Genomic DNA, 26507 nt, shown 5'->3' on the forward strand with positions numbered 1-26507 from the left:
GGAGACTATCGCGATCTTATGAGCGGCGTCGAACATTGCATCGAGCATGGCATCTCCGATCGCGATCGGGTTGGAGACATCGGCTGGAGCTACGGCGGCTACATGTCCTCCTTGGCGATCACACAGTCTAAGCGGTTTCGAGCGGCCAGCGTCGGCGCCGGTGTGACGAACCTGATGAGTTTCAACGGCACGGCGGATATCCCCGGCTTCCTGCCCGACTACTTCGGCGGCGAGTTCTGGGACGGTCTCGAGCCTTATCGAGCCCACTCGGCGATGTTTCATGTGAAAGGTGTCGATACGCCGACGCTGATTCAACACGGTGAGCGGGACGAGCGAGTCCCCCTGTCGCAAGGGCAAGAACTCTACAACGCGCTGAAACGGCAAAAGTGTCCGACTACGATGATCATCTATCCTCGCACGCCGCACGGAATCGAAGAGCCGCGATTGCTCTTGGATTGCATGACACGAAATATCGAATGGTTCGAGCGATATCTGCAAGCAAAGAAGTGAAGCTTTCCGAAATCGATCTGCTGATGGTAACGCGAGCGGCTACTTTTCTCCCGAGGAAAACACGACATGACACGAAGCCGCCGGCTGTCGATCCTGTTCGCTTGGGAAGTTTGCGCCTGGGGATCGCTGTTCACAATTACGAATCTCTTCGCCGGCGAGCCGAATCGTCGCCCGATCGCGGTCGAGGCGAAGCGAGGAATGGTCGTCTGCGTTTCACCGCCGGCGGCGGAGGCAGGAGTCGGCGTGCTACGTCGCGGCGGAAATGCCGTCGATGCCGCCACGGCCGTCGCACTGGCGATGGCCGTCACGTTTCCGGAAGCGGGAAATATCGGCGGCGGCGGCTTCATGCTCGTGAAGCCGGCCTCGACCTCCGACGAGCCGGTCTGTTTCGACTATCGCTAGACCGCTCCGAGTGTCTGCCGCGCCGATACATTCGTCAATGAGACCTCGCAACTCGGCCCGAAGACGGTCGGCGTCCCCGGCACGGTTCGGGGATTGGAGCTCGCGCATAAGCGCTTCGGAAAACTTCCCTGGCGCGACCTCGTGTTGCCGGCCGGCGCCTTGGCTCGTGACGGTTTCGCGCTCGACCCCGGCACTGCCGGAGCGCTCAACGGCCTCATCGCGAAGCATTCGGCGACTTTTCCGGAGTTTGCTCGTGTGTTTCGTAAGTCGGACGGCACCGTCTGGAATGCAGGCGATGTCTTGCGACAGCCCGATCTGGCAGCGACTCTGCAACGAATCGCAGATCATGGCCCCGACGATTTTTACTCCGGACGTACCGCCGAACTCATCGTCGACGAGATGAATCGCGGCGGTGGCTTCATCGCGCGCGACGACTTGCACGGCTACCGGGCCGTGGCGCGCCGTCCGATCCACGGCGTTTACCGGGGCTACGACGTCTATTCTTCGCCGCCGCCGAGTTCCGGCGGCACGGCAATCGTCACGATGCTCAATATTTTGGAGCGATACCCGCTGCGCGAATACGGCCGATACGATCCCCGTACTTTGCATTTAATGACCGAAGCGATGCGCCGCGCATACGCTGATCGGGCGAAGCACCTGGGTGATCCCGACTTCACCACGATTCCGGCCGAGCTCGTGACCAAAACCCACGCCGCGAACGTCGCGAAGTCGATCGAAGCCGAGCGTGCGACTCCGAGCGCCGCGGTCGCACCGGAAATCAAACTCGCCGAGGAAGGAGAATCGACGACTCATTTCTCGGTGATCGACGCCGACGGTATGGCCGTCGCCAATACCTATACGCTCCAAAACAGCTATGGCTCGATGGTCGTCGTCGCCCGCGGCGGCTTCCTGCTCAACAACGAAATGACCGATTTCAATTGGCGGCCGGGCATCACGGATCGGCAAGGTCGCATCGGCACGCCGGCGAACGTCGTCGCTCCAGGCAAGCGGATGCTCAGTTCGCAATCTCCGACGATCGTTGTTCGCGACGGACGTGCGATCTTGGTGACGGGAAGTCCGGGGGGACGAACGATTCCCAACACCGTGCTCAACGTTTTGATCAACGTTCTGGATTTCGAGATGGATATCGACGAGGCGGTCGCCGCGCCGCGCTCGCATCATCAGTGGTTTCCGGACGTCCTCAAGCTGGAAGCCCCGGCGGAGCGTGACGTCCCGTCAGTCGCGACGCTGCGGGCTTGGGGACATTCGATCGATCCTCGCCCGAGCCGCCAAGGCGATGCTCATTCGATTCTCATCCGCAACGGTTGCGTGACCGGCGCGGCCGACACGCGCCGCGCCGCTGCGATGGCGGTCGCCGAATAGCGGCGACGCTGCGGCCCGACCGACTTTCGCGACGTCTCACGATGAGTTGAGTTCCTTCCGATTCGTATCGAGTCCAATGATGCCCGACTTTCACTCGCTCCGTCGCAAGGTGGTTTCGGTCGCAGTCATCTCCTTTGTCGTGGCCTGCGGGTCCATCGGGCTTGCCGCCGAACCGGTGCCGAAGGAAGGCCTGCTGATTCCGAAAGACAAAGCGGCGGAGACGCGCCGCTGGGTACTAAGTCTGCGAAATGAGCCGCTGCTCGACGGTCAGCATGGAATCCGTACCGCGGCGGATCGCGCCGTCTCTCAGTGGCCGGCGACGCGCGCGGCCGTCGAGCCGCACGTGCCGAAGATGCTCGATCTTTTGTACGAGTCGAACCGGCCCGAGGTCGCTTCGCCGGATGTTCGCGAGGCGTCGAAAAAACTCGGGGAAGCTTTCCACGACATCGCCTTCCTCGGCTTCCTCTACTTTCTTACGGCCGAAAAGAAGTACGCCGACACGGCCTACGAGATTCTGGACCTTGCGGGACGTGTGCCGCGCTGGGGCTGGTTCAATTGGGACGGCTCGCACATGCCTCAGATTCACTACGGGCAGTACGTGCGGACGGCGGCGTTTTGCCTCGACTTCAGTTGGGACGGATGGAATGCGGAGCAGCGTGGCCGCGCGGCGCAGATCGTCGCCGAGAAAGGGGTCGAAAGCTACTGGCGGATCGTCAGCCTGCCGCCGTTCATGGCGATGCATCACTTGCGAGCCAAGAATCAAGGAAACAACGCACTCGCAGCCGCACTGATCGCCGCCGTCGCCGTCGGCGATTCGGTGCCTGACAACCGTGTTTGGTTCAACAGCCTGCTGCAGACCTATTGCTGGATCATGGCACACGACATCGGTTGGGCCGGAACTAACCTTGAGTCGGGCCTCGACGGCTACTGGACGGTTTCGATTCAAAACCTGTATACGGCCGCGGCAGCGCTCAACAACGCCCGCGGAATCGATCTCCGTGCGCATCCGGCGTTCGCCGAAGCGACATGGTATCCGATCATGCACGAAGCGACCGTCGGTACGCGCGACAATTCTTTCTCGAAGCCGTATCCCAAAGACGAGGTCGGCTTGTGGGGCACGATCGAACATAAACCGATCGAGTTGCCGTCGCGACCCGGCGGCAGCGCATGGTGGTACGACTATGCCGCGAGTTTCCCCGATTCGCCGGCGTCGTATTTCATCTCCCGCACGGCCGGTGGTCGGCTCGGCGGCGCTCATCAAAGCGGTCATGCCGAACTCTTGAACCTGCTCTGGGTTCGCCGTGCGACTAGTCCCGCAACTCCGCCGAAGCCGACGCTGAACTTTAAAGCGACGGACCGCGAAGCGATGTTTCGCTCCGGCTATGGTTCACCGCACACGTTTCTCAGTTTCAACGGCGATCTCTTTCTCTCGGCGCGCAACGAGATCCTCGGGTGCACGGGCGGCTTAGCCTGGCATTTTCCGTGGCATCAATATGCCGTCACGGAATCGGTTCTCGAAACCGAAGGCCACCCCTTCTCCCCGAGTATGCTGATCTACGACTCGTTCGACTCTCCGGTGGCAAGCTTCATTCGAACTCGCAGCGCAGCGAGCAACGTGAAGTACTACCGCCGAGCCGGCCAAGCCCGATCACATCAGGAGTATCGCGAACGAACTCGCGACATCATCTATGTTCGGTCCGAAGATCGTGACGCCGTTCACGACTACTTTTTGTTCGTCGACCGAGTTCGACACGACGAACCGAAATGGCACTCCTTCAATTGGCACATCTGGAGTAGGCCCGGCAACGAGGGGAGATACGAACGAGTCGACGATCGAACCGTCGTGGCCCGTCGTCCGAATGCGTCGTTGCTGCTGGCCACGCTTTCCCATGATCGGGTCGGCTACGAAGAACAAGCCATCCCATCGCAGCCGAACGTCTCTTACGTTTTCGACCACAACGCGCGACTCTTGCGTGGAATCGCCGGCGGCGTCACGAAGGTCGAGGCGGCGCCGATCGTCATTCCGGCGAAGCTCTGGAGCGATGCCGCTGCGGTTCGTGTCGACGGACGCGATGCAGCTTTGATCGTCGATCCGATCGGTAAATCACCGAAATTTCGCAGCGCGATCACGCTCGTGCCGGATTGTCGTTACGAAGCGAAAGTCGCCGCTTGCAAAGTACATGGCCGCATCTACGAAAACTTCGCCTGGACGATCGATCTCAAGCTGCTCGACGCCGCCGGCCGAACCTTGCTCGACGCGAGCGAAGCGGCCGAAGATCGCGCCCCGGCGACGCTGCGACTTAGCGATCCGTCGTCGAACGAGGCATCGTATTCCGACTGGCGGACCACCACGACCCACTTCACGGCGCCGGCCGGAGTTGCTGCGATTGAAGCGACGTTGCGGCCTGCTCAATACGGCCACTCGTCGAAGTTGACGCCCGAAACGAAGTTCACGCTGAGCGATCTGACGCTTGCCCCGCTCGGCGTTCCCCAGCGGGCCGCCGACGACTTCCTCGTAACGCTCGCGATGCCGCTGGAGAACGACGTTCCTCTGCCTCGCTACGAGGCGCGTCGGGTGGGAAGTCGAGTGGAAGCGGAAATCGTTCATCCTTCCGGAGCACGCGATCAGGTGATCGTCGAACGAGACGGAAAGGCCGAAGTTGTTCGTAACTCGGCCGGCGAGCGACGCTCGTTGGGCATCGGCGTGAAGCGACTCGAACCTGCCGCGTTCATGTCGTCGGAGCCCGTCAATGCGGCCTTTCTCAATCGGGACGCGCAAGTCACAGGCGATATCGTCGCGACGCAGCGAGCGGAAGTATCCGTTACCGGGCGCTCGCGAACGATCGAGCCGGGAGTTTATCGGTACGTCGGCACGTTCGCTCCGAATCTCGCCGCTGAATCTCTGCAAACGAACACGGTTGCGAATCAGCGGCGGCTGCGGGACGGATTGAAGCCGCTTGCCGCAGCCGCCGAAGCGGAACGTGATCGGTACGTTCTTCAAGGCTGGATAAACGTGGCGCGCGAGGCCATCGAGGTCACGGCATCAGGCACCCGCGACGTTCGCTTCGACGCGCGGCATGTTATCGATGACAAAACATGGGAGATGCCGCTCGACGGAGTGGTCGACTATACCCTCGGCATTATCGCGACGATGCAAAACGGCGGCTACGGACGCGGCGCAACGCCCTACGAAACCGATCTCGCCGAGTGGCCTCTCTATTTCCGCCCGACCTACTGGCTGCTCCCGCTGCGTAAAACGGGCGACCTCACGCTGCGGCTCAAAGAGCCGACGAGAATCAAGATGGTGCGGCTACTCAACACCACCAACGCCGGCTTAAACGACTTTGCGACCACTGAATGTCGACTGGAGTTTCTCGGCTCGAAAGATGACACGCCTCTATGGTCGCGACCGGTGACGTTCGGCAAAGCGTGGGACCATGCGTTCGACGCGGCGTTCGTACGGCCCGACTATTTCGCTTCGTACGGCGAATCGTTTCAGGGCATGCTCGAGCGGGGGGCTCGCGTTCCGTTCGGTGCCGGCTGGGTCGAGGTTCCGGTCGATTATGATAAAGCGGTGGATCGCGTTCGAATTCGGATCGACAAATACTGGGCGGGCGGCGGCGGGTTGAACGAAGTGCAGATCTATGCCCGTTAGAGTCGGATGCTGCCGCTTCGGCCCTCGGTCGATGCAACACATAGGGGAGGTCGCCATGAGAAAAGTGTCGGCGGCGATATTGATGTCGGTCTTGGCCTGTTGGCCGAGTCTTCTTCTTGCGCAAAAGCAACAAGCCCCCGTCGCTTACGATCTGTTGATCCGCGGTGGTCGGATTCTCGACGGGACGGGAAACCCCTGGTTTCACGGCGACGTAGCGATTCGCGACGGGCTCATCGTCGCCGTCGGGCGAGTCGCATCGGGCTCCGCCAAGACCGAAATCGATGCCTCAGGTTATTTCGTCGCTCCCGGATTTATCGACATTCATTCGCATTCCGACACGCTGCTGCTCGAAGACGGCGCCGCCGAGAGCAAGATCCGCCAAGGTGTGACAACGGAGATCCTCGGTGAGGGAGATTCCGCGGGACCGGATCGTTCACCTGATCCGGAGTCGCGCTCGGGCCGGTGGCCGACGCTCGGGTCATACTTCGCGGCGCTAAAGCGTTCGCCCCCTGCGGTGAACGTCGCCTCGTACGTCGGTCTGAACAATATTTGGCGGTCGCAGATGGGCTCTTCATTCGCACGACCGAGCGACGAGCAACGCGAGCGAATGAGGCAACTCATTGACGAAGCGATGCGCGACGGTGCGTTGGGGCTATCCAGCAGCTTGATGATGCCGCCCGGATCGCTAGCGACCACGGACGACATCGTCGATCTGTGCCGCGTGGTCGCGAAGCGGGGCGGTAACTATTCGACGCATGTTCGCAATGAGGGAACCGGCGTCTTCGATGCCGTTCGCGAAGCGATCGAAATCGCCGAACGTGCGAAGCTCCCGGTCGATGTGATCCACATTAAGATCGCCGATCGGAAGGAATGGGGTCGTATGCAGGAAATAATCGAGTTGATCGAAGCCGCACGCCGACGAGGAGTAGACGTTCAGGCGAATGTCTACCCTTACACGCGCGGCAACAACAATCTCTCCAGCATCATCCCTCCGTGGGCCCACGAAGGGGGCAACTCGAAAATGCTCGATCGGTTGAAGGACATGAAGCAACGGCCGCGACTGAAGCACGACATCGAACACGGCGTCGACGGCTGGTACAACCATTATACGGCCGTCGGGCGAGATTGGAGCCGCATGCTCGTCAGCGCCGACAATCGATACAAGGGCCTGACGATGGACCGCGTCTTAGCACTGCGCTCGGCCGGTCGATCTCCAGGTGATCCGCTCGACGAACTCTTCGACGTGCTGATCGAGCAAAGCGGCTCGGTAGGCACGGTCTACGCGCATCATACCGAAGAAGATATGACCGCGGCGTTGGTCCGCCCGTGGTGTTCGATCGGTTCCGACGGTTCGGCGTATGCGATCGACGGACCGCTCAAACGGGGCAATCCGCATCCGCGAAACTTCGGCACGTTTCCGCGAGTGCTCGGCGAATACGTTCGCAAGCGGCCGCTTCTAAGCTGGGAAGATGCCGTGCGAAAGATGACGTCGCTGAACGCCGCGAAGATCGGGCTCGTCGATCGGGGAATGCTCCGCGCCGGAATGGCGGCCGACGTGACGGTCTTCGATCCGTCAACAATCGCGGATCGAGCGACGTTTGAAGAACCTTTTCAATATCCGCTCGGCATCGAGTACGTCGTCGTCAACGGCCGAATCGCGTTGCAGCGGGGCGAGCGAACCAAGGAACGTTCGGGACGCGTATTGCGACACGCGATCGACCTCCCGAAGTAATGCTGCTTTGAAGCTCTGACGATTTCGACTTATTCATTATCCTCATATCGATCGACCGGAAGCCATCCCATGAAGCGCGATATCCGTTATTGCATAGCCGCGATTCTACTCAGCTCTTTCCTCGCACCGCTGACGGCGTCGGCAGCCGAGGAAGATGGGAAGCTGCGAATCGTGGTCTTCGGGGCTCATCCCGACGACGCACAATACAAAGCCGGCGGGACAACCGCGAAATGGGCCAAGCTCGGACACCACGTGAAGCTCGTCTCGGTCACCAACGGCGACATCGGTCATTGGCAAATGACAGGAGCTCCTCTGGCGCAGCGACGTTTGGCCGAAGTGAAGAAAGCCGATGCGATCATCGGAGCGGCCACGGAAGTACTCGATATCCACGACGGAGAGTTGCTGCCGACGCTGGAGAATCGACAACGCTTCATCCGCATCATTCGCCGATGGAAGGCCGACATCGTGATCGCGCATCGGCCATGGGATTATCATCCCGACCACCGCTACGTCGGCGTATTGATGCAAGACGCCGCTTTCATGGTGACGGTGCCGTTCATGTGTCCCGACGTCCCTGCGCTTAAGAAAAACCCTGTGTTCCTCTATTCGAGCGACGGCTTTAAGAAGCCCTATCCGTTTACGGCCGACATCGCCGTTTCGGTCGACGATGTCTTCGATCTTAAGCTCACGGCCATCCACGAAATGCCGTCGCAGCATTACGAGGGTGGAGCGAACGGCAGCGAAGAGTATGTAGCCAAAGTTCCGCCCCAGTCCGACGAAGCAGGCCGCAAGGAGTGGCTTCGTCGCCGCTGGACGGCGCGGCAAGGAGGTGAGGCCGAGCGCTATCGCGAGTCTCTCGTGAAATGGTACGGAGTCGAAAAAGGAGCTGCCGTGAAGTATGCGGAAGCCTTCGAGATCTGCGAATACGGTCGACAGCCGTCGACTGAGGAGATCAAAACCTTATTCCCGTTCTTCCCGTAGAATCCGGCCCGAAAAACCTCCCTACTAGGCCGCGTCGCGCGAGGCGTCGATGATCACGAAACCAACTCCGGAATCGGCTTCCCGTTTTCGACGATCCGGGTCGGCCGGCCGTTGAAGTCTTTGATCATCGTGTTCGCCGAGTCGATTCCCAGGTGATGATAAATCGTCGCCGGGAAATCGCCGGGTCCGCAACGGCGTTCGACGACGTCTTCCCCGCGCTTGTCGGTTGCGCCGATGAAACGCCCCGTCTCGATGCCGCCGCCGGCCCAGAGATTCGAGTAAGCGCGCGGCCGGTGATCGCGACCCGGTTGTTGCGTTCCGGCCGGAGCACCGGCGTTGCCGCCGCCGGTACTCACCGCATAGCTGATCTTGGGCGTGCGTCCGAACTCTCCGGTCACGACGACCAGCACGCGCTCGTCGAGTCCGCGCTCGTAAATACCGAAGCAAACGCTCCGGTGTTCATCCTCAACTGCAACGGCTCGTGAACGGACGTGGTCGTCGACATGCTGCGAACGACGCGAAGATCGTCGGCATGTTGCGCCAACTTCGGAAACAGCTCGCTGATCTCCATGCCGCTACGGCCGTGCTTTGGCGAACTTGAACGCCGAACGCTGGAGCTTGCCGCTCAAGCGCCCCATGCCGGCCGCCGTCTCACCGGCCTCTTTCTGATGATCCTTGATCACTTCCTCGGCCAATCGGCCATGATACGTTTCCAGTGCCGGCTTCGGGTCGAACGCGTCGATTGGAGATGGTCCCCCTTCGGGAAAGATATGGATCACATGCTTCGCTTTCGCAGCGAAGTGCGGCTTGTGCGGCGCGAGCGAATCGAGAGCCAGTGCGGTATCGGCCGCATGGATCATTCCGGCCTCTTGCAACAGCGCGAACAGCCCTAGGGAACCGATCCCCAAACCGGCCCGACGAAGAAAGTCGCGGCGAGAAGAGGAACCGGAACGGCCGCAGAAATCAACTTCCGACATACGTGAAATCTCAACCGCGGAGACTTTCAACCTGAACATTCATATTACCCAAACTCGAAAACGAACTCTATCGCGAGAGTTTCGCAGGCAAGCACATATCTCGATGCGACCTTGCCCACCCGAACGGCGGCAACTTCTCGGTGATCCGACATGTGCGACCTGGCCGACGGCTACCTTGTTTCGTCGCACAACCGATCGGAATATGCTGTCGAATCGGCAAAGCGGCGTTCGTGGCAACAAACGGTTGATGTTTCGCGTCACTCGGAGTCCGTCTTGTGAGTTCGATTCGCACTCTTAACGCGGCGATGCTGAACGCGGTCGTTCTGCTGACGTCGACAATCGCCATCGGTCAGACACCGAACCCTTTGACGGACGAACGGCGCCTGACGCTTCAAGATGAAGCGGATACTCTCGAACTCTCGCTCCGACGACTCCGTCTTCCACCTTCCGACGGCGCGGACGCCGCCATCTTTCAAAAAGGCCTCGCCTGGGCTCTTCGCTATGATCGCGAATTCAGCCCGGCCGATTTGAAGTTGCTGAATCAAGCCACGCTGCGCGGCAAGCAACGGATCGAAGCCCTGGAGCGAGGAGACCGACCCTGGCGAACGAAACGAGGCAAGACGGTCTTAGGCTACGTCTCGTCCGTTGATGGTTCCGTACAGCCCTGCGGGGTCATCGTGCCGAAAAACTATGATCCCGCGGTGCCGATCCGCCTCGATGTGGTTCTTCACGGAAGCACGCGGCCCGTCGGTATGAGCGAACTCCGCTTCATGAGCCGCTTCGACGACGGCGACGACTCGAAGGCCGCCGGCCCCGAGCAACCATTCATCGAACTCCATCCGCTGGGGCGGGTGGAAAATTGCTACCGTTGGTCCGGTGAGACGGATGTCTTTGAAGCGATCGAAGAAGTTTGCCGGCGTTATTCGATCGACCGCGACCGAATCGTCCTGCGCGGGATGTCGATGGGAGCGTCGGGCACTTGGCATCTCGGGCTCAAGCATCCGGATCGTTTCGTCGCCTTGGGGCCTTACTGCGGCTACGTCGATACGCATCGCTTCTCCGAGACGCCGATCTCGAACTTCGTTCGAGTCGGCCCGTTGCCGCCACATCAAGAGCTGGCGCTGCACATGCTCGACTCGGTCGACTACGCCGCGAACGCCGGATTGGTGCCCGTGATTGCCTGCATGGGTGAGAAAGATGTCTTCTTTCAAGCCCACGTGATCATGGAGGAGGCGATGCGGCGGGAAGGATTGAAGATGGTCAACCTGATCTCTCCGGGAACGGGTCATGTCGTCGATCCCGTGACGCACGCCGAACAAATGCGGCGCATCGCCGACTACGCTACCGAAGGAATCGATCGCCGCTCCGCCGCAATTCGGTTCGTGACGTGGACGCTGAAGTACAATCGGTGTCGCTGGCTGACGATCCTCGGGCTCGAACGCCACTACGCACGTGCCGAGTTTTCAGCTGAGTCGCGCGGCGACACGCTCGAAATCGCCGAACCTAAGAACATCACGCGCTTCGCGATCGATGTCGGGCAATTGCCCATGAGGCCGACGAAGATCCGGATCGGTGCTTTGGAGCTTCGGATATCGAAAGACCCTCCGGCGAATAACGCGATTTGTGTTGAACGACACGACAATTCGTGGCGCGTTCAGGACCCGAGGACGAGCCTTTCGCATCGCGGCAAGCGGCCCGGCTTGCAGGGCCCGATCGACGATGCATTTACGAGCCCGTTCTTATGCGTTCGAGGAACCGGCAAGCCCTGGAACCCTCGTGTGCAAGCTTACGCCGATGAATCGTTAAAGCGATTCTCCGCGGAGTGGAATCACTACTTTCGCGGCGACCTGCCTGTGAAAGACGACACTGCGGTCACGGACGAAGATATTCGTACTCGCAACCTGATTCTGTTCGGCGATCCCGGCAGCAATCGCTGGATTACCAAGGCGCTCCCGGAGCTACCGCTTACGTGGAATCGTGAAACGCTTCGTCTCGGTGATCGCTCCTACTCATCGGCCGACCACATCCCTGCGTTGATCACGCCGAATCCGATCGCCGGGGGAGGCGAACATTACCTCGTGCTCAATACGGGCCATTCCTTTCATGATGCGGAGCTTGCGAAGCTAAACTACCTTCTGTTTCCTCGCTGGGGCGATTGGGCGGTCCTCAAAGCGGATCGCGGCGACGTCGGCAGCACCGGCGTCGTCGATCATGTCGAAGCGGCGGGGTTCTTCGATGAGACTTGGAAAACTCCGCTTCCACCGGCCGAATAATCCACACTGAGTTCGTTCGACGAATGTCCACTAAACCTCGTGAGTTCGCCACGCTTTCGATCGATCGGAGACTTGTCGGGATGAATCTATCGCGATCGAACCTCATGTTCCGCTGGGCGACTGCGTGGCTCCTGGCTGCAGTCGGGGCGCATACGTCTGCGGCACCGCCACCCGCGCCCGTCGTGCCCGAGTCCCTTCCGTCGCACATTAAGGCGCTGCAGCCCGGCGTGAAGCTCACTTTGTTGGCCGAGCATCCCTCGTTGGTCACTCCGACCGGCATCGACGTCGACGCCGCAGGAAACATTTGGCTCGTGGCTTGCCACACTCACTTTCGTCCGGCGGGTTATGTCGGACCGGAGCACGACGAGATCTTGATCTTCGATCGCAACGGCGAGCATCCCCGAGTCTTCTACGATAAGACCGACGCCACGATGCAGTTGAAACTCGGACCCGACGGTTGGATCTACTTAGCTGAGCGAGATCGAATTCTTCGGATCAAAGACACCGACGCCGACGGCAAAGCCGATCGCGAAGAAGATCTAGCCAAGCTCGACACCGAGGCCGATTATCCGCACAACGGCCTCTCCGGCATGGCGTGGCATCCGAGCGGCGACCTGATTTATTCGCTCGGCGAAAACTTCGGCAAGACTTGGACGCTCACCGCGCGAGACGGCACGAAGCTAACGGGAAGCGGTGAAGGAGGCGTCTTTCGTTGCACGCCCGATGGAACGAAACTACGTCGCATCGCGCGCGGCTTTTGGAATCCGTTCGGATTGCTCGCTCGCTCCGACGGTGAAATGTTCGCTGCGGAGAACGATCCGGGAAGCCGACCTCCGTGCCGACTTCTAAACATCATTGAAGGGGCCGACTATGGTTATCAAAAGGCGTACGGGGATCAACCGATTCACCCGTTCGTCGCCTGGAACGGCGAGTTGCGCGGAACGTTAGGCATGGTCCACTCGTCCGGCGAGGGACCATGTGCGGTCGTCGAACTCGGCGGCGGCGTGATGATCCCGTCGTGGAGCAATCACTGCATCGACTACTACCCGTTAACTCGTCGCGGAGCGGGTTTCACTGCCGAACGGATCGAACTCGTTCGCGGCGGCGAGTTCTTTCGACCGGTCTGTATGACTTCCGGACACGACGATACCTTCTATCTGACCGACTGGGTCTTCAGCGCCTATGCGATCCACAAACGGGGTCGGCTCTGGAAACTGGAGATCGATCGCACTGCGGCGCCGTGGATCAAACCCTCCGCAGAGCCGGTGAACGACGACGCTCGCCTGGCGAAAGGTCTCCGAGAAGGGAACGAAAAGCTACCGCAAGCCCGGCTCTTCGAGCTGGCGCGCAGCGCGGATTCCTATCTGAGCGACGCGGCGCTGTCGGCCCTGGCCCGCGAAAGCAATTCGTGGACGGCCGAAACGATTCGCTCGTTGCCGGCCCGAGACCGAGTCTGGGCGCTCGTCGCTTTGCGGCGCGTCGACCTGAACGACCCGCGCTGGGTCGAACTCTTGCTCCACGACGCGGATCCGGAAGTACGTTTCGAATGCTTGCGCTGGATTTCGGACGCGACGCTGGTTCGCTTCAAGCCGGATGTCGAACGAATGCTGTCGCAGCCGGATCTCGACTTTCGGCTGTTCGAGGCGGTGCTGGCGACATGGAACACGCTACGAGGTCGGCCGGCGGCGGGTGTAACCGAACCGGATGTCCTCTTCGAACGCATAACGAGCCCCGCGACGCCGACTCGACTCAAGGGCTTCGCGATGCGACTGATGCCGTTCTCGCATAAGCAGCTCACGACGACGCTGCTCCGCGAATTGTTGGCGCAGAATGACCCGCTGTTGTCGCTCGAAGTCGTCCGCACGTTAGTCGGACGCGGCGACGATGAATCTCGCAACGTGCTGGCCGGGATCGTAGGCGATGAATCTCGCTCGCTCAACCTGCGAACCGAAGCCGTCGTCGGTTTGGCCTCTTCGAATCGAGCCGAGCATCGAGAGCTGCTCGTCAAATTGGCCGGCGGCGAGAATGCCGCCCTGCGCGATGAGTCGCTGCGCGCGCTTCGCGGCTCGGAATTAAGCCCTGCCGAACGGCAAGCGGTCACCGGCGTCGAGGCTCGTTATCCGGAATCCAAACAGTCGGTTCGAGCGCTGCTCGATCCCGGTTCGCCGGCGATCGGTAGACCGCAGCCGGAGGATACCGCCGCCTGGTTGGACCGGCTCGATAAAGTCCCCGGCAAGCCAGATCCTGATGCCGGACGACGGGTGTTTTTCAGCTCCCGGGTCGCACTTTGTGCTAATTGCCATCGCCATAGCGGCCGAGGAAACGTCGTCGGCCCCAATCTCAGCCTTGTGAATCGGCAAGGAGATCGGCGCGCAACCTTACGCTCAATTCTGGAGCCGAGCCGCGACATTGCGCCGCAGTATATTCACACGACCTTAGAGCTTGCGGATGGAACGACGTTCAACGGGATTCTGCTGCGCTCTTCCGGCGTCGAGGTCTATCGCGACGCGATGGGAAAAGAACGCACCTTTAAGAAAGAGGAGATCGAAGACTCCAAGCAGTCAAAAACGTCGTTGATGCCGAGCGGCCTCTTGAACGCGCTCACCGACGTCGAGATTCGCGACTTGCTGGCCTTCTTGATGGAGCCAAACTGAGTCGACTGGTCGGGCTTCGCAAGACGCCGGTCCGACGGTTGTTAGCGGCGAGTCGACTCAAGGTGCAGCTGCCACTTCAGCCAGGCGTGCAACGTCGACGCGAGACGCGCATAGCCGGCCGCATTCGGATGGACGCCGTTGATCTCAGGGTAACCGTCGACGACGTCGAGATCGAGTTCCGTGGGGACGACGAAAATCCGTTCGGCCTCGCGACCGCCGAAATGCTTGAGTTGACGCTCGACAAGCCGAGTCTGAATGCGCAGCCAGCCGGAGCGCGGGTACTTGTCCTTATAGTTGGCCTTAAACGCTTCGTCCCGTGCATTCGGCGGTGGTGTCAGACAGACAGCCAACTTCGCTTCCGGCGCCGCGGCATGAAACGCGGCCAACAGTCGATCGGCTTGCGCGAAGACTTCCTCGATATGACGATCCAGCGCCGGCGCGTCGTCGGCCGGCGCCGCAAAGCAATCGTTGATGCCGAGCAAAAACGTCACCACGTCGGGCCGACGTCCGCCGCAAGAGTCGTTGAAGTAACGCGGAACATCGAGCCCCGGCTTGCCGTCCGGCCCGACGAACACGAACGGGCTGCTCCGAATGCGCTTCGCCGGATCGGGCTTCGGCGCGTAGTGGCTGACGAACGTCCGCCATTGCCAGCCCCCGTAACCTTCGTGCGCAACTCCGGCGACGGCCGACGGCGGACGATGAGTTCCGAGCATCGTCCACTTCGGGTTGCCCGGTAAGCTCAGGAGTCGCGCCCATTCGTTGGGATAAAGGGTCGCATGCGTGAGACTGTCGCCGACGATCAGCAACGTCAAGCCTCGGCCGGCACCCGCATCGGCCGGGGCGATACAAAGTTCGGTGGTCGCTTCGTCGAGTAGCTTGCCGTCGGCGGAGCGTGCGCTCACCTTCAAACGGTATCGACCGACTGAAGTGCTACGCGGTGTCAAGCTGAGCCGCTTCGGACTTGTCGGTTCGACATTCTCCTGCTTCTCGATGTCTCCCGCCGCCCCAGCTAAGTCGACGGAGAATCGCAGGTCGTGCGGCGCATTCGCCGGCAGCAAGTTGCCGAAGTCGATTCGGAACTGCTGCCCGACCACGGCGAAACATTGTAGGGGCAGCGTAAGTCGCAACGACAGGTCGGCCCCAGCGGACCCTCGATCTTTTTCATTTGTGAGCGGCGTAGGCGGCGTCTCCGCCGACGAGCCGACCAAGGGAAGTGCACCGAACCCTTCGGCGATGGCAAAGAGACAAAGCAGAACTCGCCGCCGTATCAAAATGTTCATCGTGGGCTCCGGGGAGGAATCAATTCAGGGCCACGGCTGAGTACAAGCCATTCCGAATGCATTCGAGTTATCGACGTTCTTCTGTGAAAAGGGGTCGAATCATCAAGACGGTCGCGCTAGTCGGCGGCCTTCGCGGGCTGATCGTTATTATGGTCGTGTAAGTTCTTTCGATTCGCGAATCGGAATCGCTTGCGCACGTCGGCGATCAGTTCTTCTTGATGGGCATCGAAATGACTAGTCCGGCGACGCGGTCGTTCGTGCTCTTACGATTCGGCAGGTGGCACTTGAGGCACTCGGAGCCGAGCGTAATCGAGCCCACGAATCGAAAGACTCCGTGTTCCGCGGATTCGAATTCGGGCCGGCCTGACGCCGGCGCCATCGCGGCCTTCTTCTCGAACTCGTCTTTCGGGTTGTGCTCGACATTCATGGCCTGCGCATCAACGGCCAGCCAGCGGAGTCGGACGTTGCGGCTTTCGGCGAGTTCGCGAAAGACTCTCTTCAGCGCGACACCGGGAATGGTGAGTTCTTCGTCTTCGCGATAGTAGTGATGATGCACGACATGCAGCGTCGAATGAATCGTTTCATGCAGGAGTTTCGCTCGTTCGCGCGCTTCGTTCGCGGTCGGCAGTTCGGCGGTGGATGCCGTGGACTTGGGCGAGTCGTCGGATACCGCCTCGCCGACAAAGAAGATGCCGAACACGACGGTAGCGACGAGCGCTACGGCCGGCTTCGACGTTGCGACTCGGTTCATTATCGCCTCCGAACGGTACGAGACACGAGCGAAACCTTGAGGACGGCATTGCAACGACCGGAGTGTTATTTCACTTCGACCGGCATGCTGATCACCAGTCCGGCGTAGCGCTGGGTGTTGGGGCGATTGATCGAGAACCCCGTGTGGCAACTGACGCAACCATTGCCCAGTCGGACAGCGCCGACGCGGCGATAAATTCCATTTTCGATGACTTCGAACTCTTCTTTTCCGGCGGCGATCGCGGCGGCCGCGTCCTTCTCGAACTTCGTGCTCGGTTCATGATCCACGCTCATCGCCGTCGTATTCACGGCGATCCAGCGCGACTTGATCGTGTCGCTTGCTTCGATTTCTTCGAACACGTCTTCCATGGCCCGAGCCGGCAAGACCGAGCGATTGGCGTGGAAATAATGGCGGTGCATCGAGTCGAGCGTTGCCAAATAGACGTTGTGCATCAGCTTCGCGCGATCACGAGCCGTGGCAACCGTAGGTCGCGGTTCCGCTTCGGCTTTCGTCGTCTCGCTCTCCGAAGGCTCGGCACACAGGACCAACGTCGCTCCGACGAAACCGAGCGCTACGGCGATGCGCAGGACGGTTCCGAATGGGAAACTCATGATGCGACTCCTGATGGTAAGGTATTTCTAATTCCGAGGGCCGCGAGCCTAATTGGATGTCTCTATCCAATTACAAGATTAGCAGCCCAATATTTGGACGTCAACGTCCACTATGGCCGTCGAATTTCATCGGGCCGGTGGATCAAGCGCCCGCTTAGAGTCCGTATATCGAAACGAGTCACCTCCATGTCTATTCGGCTCAACGGTTGTTCGAACGGATCGGACGCGCCGCTCGTTGCTTGGCATCGAGTCACCGATTCCGACGTTGATGGATCGATGCCGTGATTTCGCCGGCGGCCTTTTCAGCTGCAGCTCTTTGTTCGGCCGTCAATTGTTCGGCGTACTTCATCAGTTGCTTCTGCGCGGCGGGATTCTCCGGAGTCGCGGCGACCTTAGTCCAGGCATAGGCCTGAACGAAGTCTTGCGGTACTCCCCGTCCGGCGGCGTAGAGCGATCCTAGGATTCTTTGCGAGTTCACCTCGTTTTGTTCGGCCGCTTTGCGATACCATGCGGCTGACTCTACGTCGTCTTTCGGAACGCCTTTCCCGGTAGAGTACATATGGCCGAGGTTGTATTGCGCGTGGGCGCTGTTCTGAGCGGCTGCCTTACGAAACAACTCGATCGCGCGATCATAGTCGCGCGGTACACCTCGAGCATTGGTGTACATGACCCCGAGCATGCTTTGGCCGCGGCGATCGTTCCGCTCCGCGACCTTGCGATACCATTGGGCCGCGGCGGCATCGTCTTTCGCCGTACCCGTTCCCTTGCCGTACAACCCTCCGAGTTTGTATTGGGCATCGATATCTCCCATCTCGGCCTTAGTCTTGGTTTCCTCAAAAAGCCGAACGTCGGCAGCCGGCGGCTCGGCTCCGCTTGATCGCGGCTCTGCGGCCACGGTGGCGAACAGACACAAGGCGAGCGTCGAGTAGTTCATTCGGTCGTCTCGCTGCTGGTTAAATTTGAAAAGAGGCGTACCTGCGCCGGCGCCACGAGCTTTTTTGAGGGCTGTAGCGAGCGGGGTTTTCAGCGGTTCGTCGCCGTCGACGCGGATAGCAGCGAACGGACCTTGGTGATGATTCGGTCTTCGACGTCGAGCGTGAAGTCGTTCGCCGCTTCGTAGCCTCCTTCGACGGCCACTCGTCGGCTTGGTACATAGCCGGAGTAATCGTTCGAGTAACCGGCCACCCAGACCATCGGCGCTTTGATCTCTTGCTTCACGCGGAGCGCATAGTCGACGACCGTCTCGCTGCCGAGCGCGACGAGCGTTACCGCGTCACCGAAGCGCACGACTTGCACCGGATAGGCGTGGCTCGGCTTGCCGGAGTTGCGAGTCAACTCGACGTCGCTAATCGCAGCCTGAATCGAGCCGGCCAACGGACGCGTTCCCGTGTTCAGAGCTGCGATGACCGAGTAGGCCAAAGTCCGCCCATGATGTTCTGCTAACTCCAACGGCAACAGGCCGGGAACTTCGTCGCGACGGGGGTAAGGATTCTGATCGCCGCCGCAACCGTTGACGAACATCGCCACTGATTCGGGGTATGCTTGTTGCAAACGCTCTTGCGCGAAGCCGGCGTAGTCGCCGTTGAATAAGTACCGCGGCTCGGCGGGCGGAACGGTCACCGAACTGAGCGTCGTATTGTGGCAAGCGTAGCCGAACGCGATGGCACGAAGCGTTCCGCTCTCGTCGCGGACGGTCAACACCGGCACGTCATGATCGACCGGGCCGTCGTATGTCGGAGCGTGCTTAGCGTTCACATCGTCGGCGGGCAAGGCGTAGTTGCGACGGCGATTCATGGCGAAGCCACAGCGGGCGCGCGCATAGGCGACCGCTACCGGTCGACGACTCTTCAGCGATTCACCGACGAGTCGGACCAAAGTCTGCTCCAAGAACGCCTGATAGTTTTTGGCTTCATCCTCGCGACCGGCGCGCGGGCGATACTCGGGCCCGCAATGCGTATGCGATGCATTCAGCAACAACCGCTCGGGAGGCAGTCCGAACTCCGCAAGGCAGCGCTCGGCGACCGTGTTGCGAACGTCGCGACGAATGCCGATGAGATCGGTCGTCACCAACACGAACGGCTGACCGTCGCTCCCTTCCAGCGCCAGCGCTTTGCCGAACAAGTCGCGGGCCACACCCTCCGAAGGCTTTGTTCGCGCCGCGTAACCGGCCATCCACATATTCTCTTTGGGCGTAATGACGGCGGTCGCCGTGCCCGCTTTCCAGTTAAGTTTCGTCGCAACGGGCTCCGGCTTAGCGCCCGTCGGTACCGTTTGTCCCCGGGCAGTTTCGCAGAAGGTGGCCGAGACGATCGCGGCGATGATCGCCCAAGCTTGAAGTCGCAACGGTTCGTTCATAGGTCGGATGGGTTTGAGAGCGGAGCAAATCATTGAGAACGTTCATGAAGCGGAACGTGACATCGCGTGCTTCGATTCGGAGGCGCCGACGCAAGCTCGGTGCGAAGCTGAATTAGACGCTGAATCGGAGACCAACGCGGTACCGGGACGCCTGACTTGCAAATCGAACGACACGCGGGCCGAAAGCTCTCGCGCGTGGCCGGTGTTCGCCGCGCGAAACGGGACGACGCTCCGACTGCGCACTGAGCAACCGCAAAAGGCGCACGGCGTCTTCCCTTTTCAAAGAACCACGGTGTTCGCGCGGCACGACGGAGCTTCACGATCGGCTCGCACGAACGCTTCGAAAACTTCGCGGTTTTCCCGAAACCCGCAAAAAAACGTTGAACAGGCGTCAATTGAAAAATCGTTGGATCAGCGCAGTGAGCGACGAAAAAGGCCTGGAGCGCAGGTACCTCCGGGTCTTGTTCGGCGCGGTTGCAACGGCAGCCGCGAACGTGACGAACCGAATGTCAGAGCAACTCGGCGATCGGCTTGCCGCTATCGAGCATCGGTACCGGACGACCGGCTGGGTCGTTGTAGTGCAGGTCGCGGGGTAGTCCAAGCACATGGAACAGCGTCGCCATCAGGTCTTGCGGACCGATCGGAGTCGACTTCGGAACTTCGGCCTTGGCGGTCGATTCGCCGACCGTTTGACCCATCCGGAGCCCGCCCCCGGCCAAAGCCAACGTACTGAGCGGAGCCCAGTGGTCGCGGCCGGCGTTCTTGTTGATGCGCGGCGTGCGCCCGAATTCACCGGTGACGACGAGGAGCACCTTCTCGCTCAAGCCACGTTCGGCGCAGTCTTCGACGAAGGCTGAAACGGCCTGATCGACCGTCGGTCCGCGAGTCTTCATACCGCTCGCCACGTTGCCGTGCATGTCCCAGCCGCCGTAGGTTACGGTGACGAAACCGCAACCGGCCTCGCATAGTCGCCGGGCTTGCAGCATTTGCTCACCCAAGCCTGAGCCGTATTGCTCGCGTAGTTTCGGGCTTTCGCCTCGCACATCGAATGCATTCTTCGCACCGCCTAGGATGAGGCCGTAGGCTTGTTGCTCGAAGGAGTCGAACCCTTGCATGAGGCCTGAGACGTCGACATCGCGATTGAGGCGATCGAGCCTGCTGAGCAAACTGCGCCGATCGTTTACCCGATCCGCCGCAAGCGTCAGGTTCATGTTCGCGCGGGCTTGGCCGCCGGTCTCGAAAGGGGCGTACGTCTTTCCTAGGAACGCTGCGCCTTCCGCCCCGTTGCCGCCGAGCTTCACGTACGTCGGCATGCCGGTCTCAAGGTTGCTCGCACCGCGATAACGAGCCGTGATGGAGCCGTACGACGGTTTGATCGACTTCTGCCCCTGATCGGCACCGGCGAAGTCGTAGCCGGTCATCACGAAATGCGTTCCGCCCCCATGCCCCGAGTTCTTATGGGCGAACGAACGGACGAAGGCCATCTTATCGGCAACCTTGGCCATCTGGGTGAATCCGCCGCCGAGTTGAATGCCCGGCACGCTCGTATCGACCGCACCGACGGCACTGCGGTACTCGGAGGGGGCCGACGTCTTCGGGTCGAAGGTTTCGATATGCGTGGGACCGCCCCCTAACCAGAGCAGAACGACGGAGGTGTCTCTCGTCGGTCGTCGCGGCGCACTCGCCGAGGTCGCGGCTTGCGCGCGAGCTCGGAGTAGGTCGGGTAGGGTCAATCCGCCGACGGCCAGAGAGCCGACGCGAAGAAAATCGCGACGCGTGGTTCCGTCGCAATCACGGGCCGAACGGGGAGTACGGACGGTCAACATGAGATAGCTCCTGCGATCAAGTTCGATTCGTGGAAACGATTGCGATCGACGACTTCCCTTCGCTCGAAGCTCACATGCCGATCTTTCCAACATGGCTTCCGTGGAGCGCGATCCAAGCCCGGCGTCGCCAGTCATCCTAACGATGCACTCAGCCTATGTATCTATCGCGAACTAAATTCTTGACGTCGCTCTCCCGTGATTCCGACTCCTTGGTTTCCGCAGCCGGGTCTTGCCGCGCCGTAATGCTCAGGAAGGCCGGAAGGAAGCGTAGGCCCGTTTCAAGGCTTCGACCTTACCCCACTCCTTGGAAAGTTCGTTCCAGTGAAAGGCCATGATGCCGGTGGCAGGCTGCTGCGAACCGTAGTCCAGCACGGTTGCGACTTGTTCGACGGGAACCCGTTCTCCCCAATCGGACAATTGTACGATCGGCCAGATCCGTTTCGCTTCGTTCGGCTTTCCTGAAATCCGCAGCAGCTCTCCCAGGCGTCGGACCTGACCGGCCATCCAAGCCGGATCGCCGACATGCCCGAACCGAGCGTGATAAGGCATGATGCTGAAGATGTCGAGGTACGGCGCTTGCTCCGTGAGATCAATGGCGAGTTTGCGGCGAATGGCACCTTCATACTCGTCGGGGGACCAGGGGCAGTGAAACGTCCCAAGTAGTGCCCGAGGACGTGCCTCATCGAGTATCTCGCGGTACTCTCGGACCCAGTCGGTGAAGACACCGCAACGAAACTTCGTCCACGCATCGCGCTGCTTGCCGAGGAGCTGAGCGGAAGCGGAAGGCACATCCGTCGGCAGTTCGATTCCGGTTTGTGTCGTGAAGAGTCGCAGGGCCGCTGGCGAAAAATCGGTATCGGGGAGGCTCGGTTCGGCACGCTCCCAACTTGCATGGGCGTGGTGATAGTCGAGCCAGATCCCGTCGATCTCGAAGGTCTTCAGGATGCGCCGAAACTCCTGCATGCGCTCGCGGCGATAACCGGCATGAAACGGACTGACTCCCTGCCAAGCTTGAGGAGGCGGCGACGGCTTACCGTCGGGGCCGATCGGTGCGGCCTCGGGATGTTCCTTCAAATACGAGGCTGAGTGCATGGAATTGAACTCAGCGAAGACTTGCAGTCCGAGGCGGTGATAGCGTTCGATCTCCGCGGCATCCAGGTTTCCCGAGCCGACCCAAATCGCGTTGATTCCGTAATCGGAAGGGGTCTCTCCACGCTGGAGAATCTGACGAGGAAAGCCGCCGTAAATGCCGCGGACCTTGAGCCATGGGCGAGCTTGATTCGGCGAGGCCGACTTCTCGTCTTGAGCGGTGAGCGGAGTTGCCGTTCCGGTCGCCAGCATTCCGGCGGCACATCCTTTCAGCAAGGAACGCCGAGAAATCGATGATGCGGACGGGAAGTCTTCCGGCGGAATTGGAAACATCGGCGTAGTGCTCGGTGCTGAATCTAAAGGAACTGCGTCACCTAAGATTCTTGTCTCTTGACTGCACGCAGCTCGGTGACGCCGGACTGGTGCATTCTAATGCTCTTAAGGCCGATAGCTTCGATACGTCGGCCGACGACAACCCGAATGCGCCAAGGCCGCCGATCGGCAATTGATCACGCCGCGCGACTCCGTCGCACAACAGCTTGCGTGATCCCAAGAGCGGCAGCATTTAAGGGGCCTCACGAGACATTTGCGCGGGCAACGTGCCGACGCACTAGCTGTAAAGCGGAGCAATCACTTCGCCGGCGTTCAACTGGTGCGGACGTCCGAGTTGATCGATCATTTGCGATTGCGGATCGATGCCAAGCGCGGAGTAGATCGTTGCTCCCAGGTCGGCCGGATACCAGCCGCGGGTCGCCGGGTAGGCGGCTTGCACGTCACTGGCGCCGATGACTTGCCCGCCTCGCACGCCCGCTCCGGCGAACACGGCGGAGAAGACATTCGACCAATGATCGCGGCCTGCGTTGGCATTGATAATCGGCGTGCGGCCGAACTCGCCGGTGCAAACGACCAGCGTTTCGTCGAGCAGACCGCGCTCGTCGAGGTCGGCGAGCAGCGTCGCCAGGCCCTGGTCGAACGGCGGGAGCAGCGTATCTTTGAGGACGCGGAAATTGCCGCCGTGCGTGTCCCAGCGATTCATCGTCCCCATGTTGGCCTGCACGATCGGCACGCCCGCCTCGACGAGCCGCCGCGCTAAGAGCAGCGATTGACCGAAGGAATGGCGGCCGTAGCGGTCGCGCATCGCGGCCGGTTCGCGCTCGAGGTCGAACGCCTCGCGAAACTTGCCGCCGCGGGTGAGCATATCGAACGCTTCGCTCTTGCGCTGCGACATCGAGCGGACGCCGGCCGATTCGACGAGATCGCGCCGTTGTCGGTCGATACTTTCCAACAGGCCGTGCCGCGCGCTCACGCGCTGGACCGTGAGGCCCTCGGCGAGGCTCAGTTCGTCGAGTTGAAACTTCGGCGCGGCGGGGTCGCGCGTAATCTGCCACGGATCGTATTTGCTGCCGAGGAAGCCGGCATTTTGTCCGCAGAATCCGTAGCCGTTGTGCAAATAGGTCGGCAGATGCACGCCGGTAGGAAGTCCGTCGTCGCCGCCGCGCAGGTATTGGAGGCCCGAGGCGTAACATGGCCAGTCATTGCGACTGGCCATGTGCGTAGCGCCGGGCGGGTTCTGATTGATACCCGTGAGCAGGTAGTGCGTGCCGTGCTCGTGCGAAGGGAGCTTGTGCGTCATCGAGCGCACGACGGCGAACTTGTCGGCGATACCGGCCAGCTTCGGCAAGTGCTCGGAGATGCGCACGCCCGAGGCTTTGGTGTCGACCGGCTTAAACTCGCCGCGCGACTCCGCCGGAGCTTCCGGCTTCAAATCCCACATGTCTTGGTGAGCCGGGGCGCCCGTGCAAAACACGAAGATAACCGACTTAGCGCGCACGCGCGGTCCGGCGGCCGCCTGTGCGTCTCGCGCCGCCGACAGCCCGGAGAGACCGCAACCGAGCGCTGCCGAAAACCCGACCTGGAGAAATTCCTGACGCGAAACGCGAAGCGGCAGGGCCGGCTGTACGTCGGGCTGCATAACGATCCTCGAAATCGGGAAAGCGCGGTGGGGAGGCGCTAGGCGGGGGAGGCAACATGCATCAGTATGCGCGGATGCATACTTACTGCAAGGTGGGAAGGCTTTGTTATTGATAGCGGAGGATTTTCGGGACGGAATCTTGGCCATGAGACTTCCGTGCCATCGAAGTATTTTCGCGAGTGGCGAATCTCCTGCACTTGTGCAATCGCCGAGCGCGAGCGAATCGGCGTTCTATAACGGTCTGAATGAGACAGTGCCTGTCTCGTGGAAATCTCTCCGAATCGAAATAACCATGAACAGAATGCGCTCCATCCTATCGCCGTCTATTACGAGTCTCGGCGCGACAACTGTGAGGTTGCCGGCCTACCCCCCGGAGCGTGACGATTTGCTCGGAGCCTACGCTACTAAGACGAAGATTGATCGAGGCCGGCATCCCCTTCGTCATAGTCTCTAACCCGGGTGTGACATTGCCATATCGTGCCTCTCCGATTTGATAGCGGCGAGAACTCTCGTAGAGAAGTCCAAAATGTCGTGGCTCAAAACAAGGCTGAATATTCAGTAGTGGATGTCGGTCTCCGAGAGATCGCGTTGTTCTCTCCGCGCTTGCGGTTTAAATTGAAAGTCCCTCCGGTTCGTCTTTCCCGCCTCACGAGCCTCCACCATGCCCGGCACGAATGCCTATCGCGCGGATGATCTTGCGCCGACTCGTGCGCTGCTGCAGTCGCGACGAACGTTTCTGCGCGCGGGAAGTTTGGGGGCGTTAGGTTTGCAGTTGCCGCACCTGCTGGCGGCACGCGGCGATGCCGCCAAACGCCCGCCCCGAGCGAAAAGTTGCATTCTGCTGTTTGCGACCGGCGGACCTGCGCAGCAAGAGACGTTCGATCCGAAGCCCGACGCGAACGACGGCTATCGCGGTGAATTTCGACCGATTGCCACGAGCGTGCCGGGAACTCAAGTTTGCGAGCTGCTACCGCTCATGGCGCAACAGGCGCATCGTTACGCGATCATTCGTTCGACCTACCACGGTAGCAACACGCACGGCGTCGGAGTGCATTACAACCTCAGCGGTCTGAAGCACGCGCCACGGGCTCAGGGCGAACCGCAGAACGGACGGCTCGATCCGCCGTCGATCAGCGGCGTGATGCGTCAATTGCGCGGCGATCGTAATGGGCTGCCCGGCTCGGTGCATTTGCCCGTACGAATCGGCGACCAGAACAATTTTCAATGGGCCGGTCAAGGCGCGGGACTTCTCGGACCGAACTTCGATCCTCTGACGCTGATCGAAGAGTCGTGGATGCCCGGCACGATTCCGTCCGGCTTCTTGCCGCCGGCCGAGGTCGATCTCGACCGTCATCGTCGTCGAGCCGGATTGCTGTCGGGTTTCAACTCGGCCGACCGTCTGGAAACGCCGACGAACGGCGAGGCGTATCGCCGGTATCGCGACCAAGCCTTGTCGATTCTCGAAGCGAAGTCGGCGTGGGAGGCGTTCCTGCTCGACGGTGAGAAGCCTGCGACGATCAAGCGCTACGGCGACAATCGCTTCGGCCGCGGCTGTCTGGTCGCGCGACGGCTGATCGAAGCGGGCGTGGGCCTTGTGACGGTACCCTGGATGTTCCTGCACTCCACGAAAAACTTCGACACGCATTCGAAGCACTTTTCGGTCATGAAGGAACTGTTGATGCCGCCGGTCGATCAAGCCTTCTCGGCTCTGATCGAAGATCTCGCGGACCGCGGGTTGCTCGACGAAACACTAGTCGTCTGGACCGGCGAATTCGGACGCACTCCCAAGATCAACAAAGGTGCCGGCCGCGATCACTGGGGCGCGGTCTACAGCACGGTTCTCGCCGGAGGCGGCATTCGCGGCGGTCAGACCTACGGCGCGAGCGATTCGATCGGCGGCGAACCGGCCGATCGGCCGCTGCATGTTCGCGACTTTTTCGCCACGATCTACAAAGCCCTCGGCTTCGAGCATGACGCGAAAGTCATCGACCCGACCGGTCGCCCCCACTTTTTCATCGAGGGGCAGGCCGTCGACCAACTGTTTTGAGCACCGTAC

At 60.7% G+C, this 26507-nt stretch carries 19 protein-coding genes and 1 pseudogene; 9 read left to right on the forward strand and 11 right to left on the reverse strand.

The annotated features are described in order from the left end of the window. The 6 genes and pseudogenes from K8U03_20305 to K8U03_20330 form a co-directional block, all read left to right on the forward strand. Window positions 1-510: prolyl oligopeptidase family serine peptidase (locus K8U03_20305; protein ID MCE9607235.1), on the forward strand; the 510-nt coding region annotated here is incomplete at its 5' end. Window positions 511-576: 66 nt separating this feature from the next. Further along, the gene (locus K8U03_20310; protein ID MCE9607236.1) at window positions 577-912 is read left to right on the forward strand and encodes a gamma-glutamyltransferase; all 336 of its coding nucleotides are present in this window, start codon (window positions 577-579) and stop codon (window positions 910-912) included. Between the two features lie 3 nt (window positions 913-915). After that, a pseudogene (gene ggt / locus K8U03_20315) lies at window positions 916-2295 on the forward strand (gamma-glutamyltransferase). Window positions 2296-2374: 79 nt separating this feature from the next. After that, window positions 2375-5950, forward strand: coding sequence for a hypothetical protein (locus K8U03_20320; protein ID MCE9607237.1), 3576 nt, complete (start codon window positions 2375-2377; stop codon window positions 5948-5950). Then, window positions 5940-7682, forward strand: coding sequence for an amidohydrolase family protein (locus K8U03_20325; GenBank protein MCE9607238.1), 1743 nt, complete (start codon window positions 5940-5942; stop codon window positions 7680-7682). Before K8U03_20320 ends, K8U03_20325 begins: the two co-directional genes overlap by 11 nt. A gap of 69 nt (window positions 7683-7751) precedes the next feature. Next, window positions 7752-8663 (forward strand): PIG-L family deacetylase, encoded by a 912-nt coding sequence (locus K8U03_20330; protein MCE9607239.1) that lies wholly within the window; start codon window positions 7752-7754, stop codon window positions 8661-8663. 53 nt (window positions 8664-8716) lie between these two features. Here the strand turns inward: K8U03_20330 and K8U03_20335 are convergent, their stop codons facing one another. Genes K8U03_20335 through K8U03_20345 form a run of 3 tightly spaced genes read right to left on the reverse strand, consistent with a single transcriptional unit; the run spans window position 8717 to window position 9640 of the window. Further along, window positions 8717-9100 carry a DUF1501 domain-containing protein gene (locus K8U03_20335; GenBank protein ID MCE9607240.1) on the reverse strand — a complete coding sequence of 128 codons (384 nt, stop codon included), beginning with the start codon at window positions 9098-9100 and terminating at the stop codon, window positions 8717-8719. Beyond that, window positions 9058-9234, reverse strand: coding sequence for a DUF1501 domain-containing protein (locus K8U03_20340; GenBank protein ID MCE9607241.1), 177 nt, complete (start codon window positions 9232-9234; stop codon window positions 9058-9060). Before K8U03_20340 ends, K8U03_20335 begins: the two co-directional genes overlap by 43 nt. A gap of 4 nt (window positions 9235-9238) precedes the next feature. Further along, complete coding sequence (locus K8U03_20345) at window positions 9239-9640, reverse strand: DUF1501 domain-containing protein (GenBank protein MCE9607242.1); 402 nt, start codon at window positions 9638-9640, stop codon at window positions 9239-9241. A gap of 305 nt (window positions 9641-9945) precedes the next feature. On the opposite strand from K8U03_20345, the gene K8U03_20350 reads away from it, so the two are divergent. Next, window positions 9946-11913 carry a prolyl oligopeptidase family serine peptidase gene (locus tag K8U03_20350; protein ID MCE9607243.1) on the forward strand — a complete coding sequence of 656 codons (1968 nt, stop codon included), beginning with the start codon at window positions 9946-9948 and terminating at the stop codon, window positions 11911-11913. Window positions 11914-11993: 80 nt separating this feature from the next. Beyond that, entirely contained in the window at window positions 11994-14567 is a 2574-nt protein-coding gene (locus K8U03_20355; protein MCE9607244.1) for a c-type cytochrome, read from the forward strand. Window positions 14568-14608: 41 nt separating this feature from the next. Here K8U03_20355 and K8U03_20360 read toward each other — a convergent pair whose 3' ends face one another. From K8U03_20360 to K8U03_20395, 8 genes are all read right to left on the reverse strand, one after another. Further along, on the reverse strand, window positions 14609-15847 hold the full coding sequence (locus K8U03_20360; GenBank protein MCE9607245.1) for an SGNH/GDSL hydrolase family protein: 1239 nt from the start codon (window positions 15845-15847) through the stop codon (window positions 14609-14611). 205 nt (window positions 15848-16052) lie between these two features. Further along, the gene (locus K8U03_20365) at window positions 16053-16598 is read right to left on the reverse strand and encodes a DUF3365 domain-containing protein (GenBank protein MCE9607246.1); all 546 of its coding nucleotides are present in this window, start codon (window positions 16596-16598) and stop codon (window positions 16053-16055) included. A 65-nt stretch (window positions 16599-16663) separates the two neighbouring features. After that, complete coding sequence (locus K8U03_20370; protein MCE9607247.1) at window positions 16664-17209, reverse strand: DUF3365 domain-containing protein; 546 nt, start codon at window positions 17207-17209, stop codon at window positions 16664-16666. A 250-nt stretch (window positions 17210-17459) separates the two neighbouring features. Continuing rightward, a complete protein-coding gene (locus K8U03_20375; protein ID MCE9607248.1) occupies window positions 17460-18143 on the reverse strand; it encodes a sel1 repeat family protein in 684 nt (227 codons plus the stop codon). Between the two features lie 89 nt (window positions 18144-18232). Continuing rightward, on the reverse strand, window positions 18233-19564 hold the full coding sequence (locus K8U03_20380; protein MCE9607249.1) for a hypothetical protein: 1332 nt from the start codon (window positions 19562-19564) through the stop codon (window positions 18233-18235). Between the two features lie 509 nt (window positions 19565-20073). Beyond that, the gene (locus tag K8U03_20385; protein MCE9607250.1) at window positions 20074-21390 is read right to left on the reverse strand and encodes a DUF1501 domain-containing protein; all 1317 of its coding nucleotides are present in this window, start codon (window positions 21388-21390) and stop codon (window positions 20074-20076) included. 246 nt (window positions 21391-21636) lie between these two features. Next, entirely contained in the window at window positions 21637-22731 is a 1095-nt protein-coding gene (locus K8U03_20390) for a hypothetical protein (protein MCE9607251.1), read from the reverse strand. A 358-nt stretch (window positions 22732-23089) separates the two neighbouring features. Next, complete coding sequence (locus K8U03_20395) at window positions 23090-24451, reverse strand: DUF1501 domain-containing protein (protein ID MCE9607252.1); 1362 nt, start codon at window positions 24449-24451, stop codon at window positions 23090-23092. A gap of 661 nt (window positions 24452-25112) precedes the next feature. On the opposite strand from K8U03_20395, the gene K8U03_20400 reads away from it, so the two are divergent. Next, on the forward strand, window positions 25113-26498 hold the full coding sequence (locus K8U03_20400) for a DUF1501 domain-containing protein (GenBank protein ID MCE9607253.1): 1386 nt from the start codon (window positions 25113-25115) through the stop codon (window positions 26496-26498). Window positions 26499-26507 lie beyond the last annotated feature (9 nt).

It is taken from the genome of Planctomycetia bacterium, from assembly GCA_021413845.1.
Lineage (GTDB): Bacteria > Planctomycetota > Planctomycetia > Pirellulales > PNKZ01 > PNKZ01.

Coding starts and splice junctions, on each gene's coding strand:
- K8U03_20310 (MCE9607236.1), top strand. CDS start 577: ATGACACGAAGCCGCCGGCTGTCGATCCTGTTCGCTTGGGAAGTTTGC.
- K8U03_20320 (MCE9607237.1), top strand. CDS start 2,375: ATGCCCGACTTTCACTCGCTCCGTCGCAAGGTGGTTTCGGTCGCAGTC.
- K8U03_20325 (MCE9607238.1), top strand. CDS start 5,940: ATGCCCGTTAGAGTCGGATGCTGCCGCTTCGGCCCTCGGTCGATGCAA.
- K8U03_20330 (MCE9607239.1), top strand. CDS start 7,752: ATGAAGCGCGATATCCGTTATTGCATAGCCGCGATTCTACTCAGCTCT.
- K8U03_20340 (MCE9607241.1), bottom strand. CDS start 9,234: ATGGAGATCAGCGAGCTGTTTCCGAAGTTGGCGCAACATGCCGACGAT.
- K8U03_20345 (MCE9607242.1), bottom strand. CDS start 9,640: ATGTCGGAAGTTGATTTCTGCGGCCGTTCCGGTTCCTCTTCTCGCCGC.
- K8U03_20350 (MCE9607243.1), top strand. CDS start 9,946: ATGCTGAACGCGGTCGTTCTGCTGACGTCGACAATCGCCATCGGTCAG.
- K8U03_20355 (MCE9607244.1), top strand. CDS start 11,994: ATGAATCTATCGCGATCGAACCTCATGTTCCGCTGGGCGACTGCGTGG.
- K8U03_20360 (MCE9607245.1), bottom strand. CDS start 15,847: ATGAACATTTTGATACGGCGGCGAGTTCTGCTTTGTCTCTTTGCCATC.
- K8U03_20365 (MCE9607246.1), bottom strand. CDS start 16,598: ATGAACCGAGTCGCAACGTCGAAGCCGGCCGTAGCGCTCGTCGCTACC.
- K8U03_20370 (MCE9607247.1), bottom strand. CDS start 17,209: ATGAGTTTCCCATTCGGAACCGTCCTGCGCATCGCCGTAGCGCTCGGT.
- K8U03_20375 (MCE9607248.1), bottom strand. CDS start 18,143: ATGAACTACTCGACGCTCGCCTTGTGTCTGTTCGCCACCGTGGCCGCA.
- K8U03_20380 (MCE9607249.1), bottom strand. CDS start 19,564: ATGAACGAACCGTTGCGACTTCAAGCTTGGGCGATCATCGCCGCGATC.
- K8U03_20385 (MCE9607250.1), bottom strand. CDS start 21,390: ATGTTGACCGTCCGTACTCCCCGTTCGGCCCGTGATTGCGACGGAACC.
- K8U03_20390 (MCE9607251.1), bottom strand. CDS start 22,731: ATGCTGGCGACCGGAACGGCAACTCCGCTCACCGCTCAAGACGAGAAG.
- K8U03_20395 (MCE9607252.1), bottom strand. CDS start 24,451: ATGCAGCCCGACGTACAGCCGGCCCTGCCGCTTCGCGTTTCGCGTCAG.
- K8U03_20400 (MCE9607253.1), top strand. CDS start 25,113: ATGCCCGGCACGAATGCCTATCGCGCGGATGATCTTGCGCCGACTCGT.